Origin of the sequence: Sphingomonas sp., assembly GCF_031380695.1 — a bacterium.
Classification (GTDB): Bacteria; Pseudomonadota; Alphaproteobacteria; order Sphingomonadales; family Sphingomonadaceae; genus Sphingomicrobium.
Window position 1 is genome coordinate 1 of record NZ_JANMWY010000017.1, and the last position, 2,049, is coordinate 2,049.

The 2,049-nt window shown below is 62.1% G+C and carries 2 protein-coding genes and 1 pseudogene; 1 reads left to right on the forward strand and 2 read right to left on the reverse strand.

The genetic code is table 11. The features are described 5' to 3' along the window. Together RMN84_RS12255 and RMN84_RS00500 are read right to left on the reverse strand one after the other, a co-directional pair. A partial coding sequence (locus RMN84_RS12255) for a YHYH domain-containing protein (protein ID WP_405051407.1) occupies positions 1–187 on the reverse strand: 187 nt, incomplete at its 3' end. Positions 188–270: 83 nt separating this feature from the next. Beyond that, positions 271–585 (reverse strand): annotated as a pseudogene (locus tag RMN84_RS00500) (thermonuclease family protein); the annotation flags it as partial. A 774-nt stretch (positions 586–1,359) separates the two neighbouring features. Here RMN84_RS00500 and RMN84_RS00505 point away from each other — a divergent pair. After that, a complete protein-coding gene (locus RMN84_RS00505) occupies positions 1,360–2,004 on the forward strand; it encodes a S24 family peptidase (protein ID WP_309610252.1) in 645 nt (214 codons plus the stop codon). The last annotated feature ends 45 nt before the right edge of the window (positions 2,005–2,049 follow it).

Genomic DNA, 2,049 nt, shown 5'->3' on the forward strand with positions numbered 1-2,049 from the left:
CAATGCGCGGTGGTCGATCCGCGGCGCGCGACGACGGTGGGGCTGCCCCCGATCCCTGGTGGCAATGGTAGCCACCGCGTTTTCGATCATGGTGACAGCCGCTCGCGTCGAGACCACCGCCGTGCGCAAGGGCCATTGACGGCCCGATCGGCGCAACCAGAAGCGATAGAAACAGTATGCCCCGCATCGCGATCTCCTTGAGTCGCGTGCGAACTATCTGCCTAAGCTTATGAAAATGCTAGCAGGTCAGCGAACGAGCGTTTCCGCATCTCAGCACCACGGCTCTCTTTGACCCGTCCAGGTACGCGCCAGACCTTCACTGACCAGGCGATCGCCGATGGAGTGGCCATCCCGGATGACGACGCGCAATAGTCGGTCGTTCCGATCGCGGTCGCGTGTGCCCCATTGGCGCAGTTCGAACGGTCCGGCATTGAGCAACACAAGTAGGCGGCGCGTAGCGCGATCACCCAAGGCCTTCTCGGCAGCGCATTGCGGCGTACCTACTTCGGGCGTGTCGATGTCGGCGATCCGAATCTTCTCACCGCTGAGCCAGAAGGTGTCGCCGTCGACGACGCAGTTGTCGCGCGGCCCCGGCGGACAGAGGGTGAGCGCGAGCGCGGATACAAAAATCAGCATTTCTGCCATTCCCCGCACCAATCCGCGATCGCCGTCATCGGCCAACCGTCATAGGTTGGGGGATATCGGCGGCACAACCCTAGCACGGTGCCATCTACCGGGTCGTCGGCGCGATCCCAATACCGGCAGGACTGGCACGCAGGCTTTCCGATCGTCCCCGTGGTATCCGGCGCTAGGCTCATTGCAGGTTCTTCTTTCCGATTTCGAGCTTCAAGGCGCTTGCGCACGTCCCGCCAGACCACCACAACCTTTCGTTTGCCCTACGTGTCTGCCGCGTCAATCTACATCGCGGCGTGTAAGAACGCGCCTCGACCATACTCGCGCTAGATCGCGAGAGCACTAGCCCACCATTCGGCGTCCCCGGTGGGCAAATCTTGGCCGCGTTGACGTCCGTGGGTTCGTTCTGTGCGTACCGTTCCGGTCACCCTGCTCCAAGTGCACTCGTGACACGTTCGTCGAGGTAGTGGGCAACCTTGGCAATCGTTCGATCACGCGGATTACGCCCTGCCCGCAAGTCTTCGACAAAGCGCGGATCGCCGACAACCATGCGCCCAAATCGCGTCGGCGCTACGCCGGTCGCGGCCAAATGATGCTCGATCCTGTTCAAGAGCTCCGATTGCATCACCAACGACTCGCGAATCACCTTGCGTTCCTGCTATGTTCCTATTAGGAAGATTTCACAGTGTCTAGGATATTTCCTATGAGTCGAACCTCGGAGCCGAAATGAGCGAGCAGGTACGCTTCGAACTCGAACGGCTGATCCGCGAGCAACGCGTCGACTACTCGGGGCTGTCACGGCTGCTCGGCCGCAATGCGGCATACATCCAGCAGTTCATCAAGCGGGGCAGTCCGAGAGAACTCGACCCGAAAGATCGCCGCGTTCTGGCGCAATTCTTCGGGGTCGAGGAGGAGTTGCTTGGCGGCCCCCCGCGCACCAGGGGCATCGGTGGGCTCGTCGAAATCCCCTTGCTCGATGTCCGCGCCTCGGCGGGGCATGGAGCGATGACCGAACTCGAGGCGCGGCACGCGCGGTTCGGGTTCGACGAGAAATGGCTCAAGCAGCTGACCGCGAGCCGCCCGGCCAGCCTCTCGGTGATCCGGGTCGAAGGCGATTCGATGGAACCGACGCTGTCCGACGGCGACGAGGTGATGGTCGATCTTTCGGACACCGGACAGCGATTGCGCGACGGGATATACGTGATCCGCAGCGACGATGCGCTGGTGGTCAAGCGGGTCGCGCTGGGACCGCAGGGGCGCCAAATTTCGATAGTGAGCGACAACCAGGCCTATCCCAGCTGGCACGATGTCGATCGTCGCTCGATTCATATCATCGGGCGAGTGCTGTGGTTCGGGCGCAAGGTGCAGTGACGACACAGCACGGCTGTGCGACTGCCACCGCGGCCGATTGAGACT

Excerpts from the sequence above, each read along its gene's own strand:
- RMN84_RS00505 (WP_309610252.1), top strand. The coding sequence starts at position 1,360 with ATGAGCGAGCAGGTACGCTTCGAACTCGAACGGCTGATCCGCGAGCAA.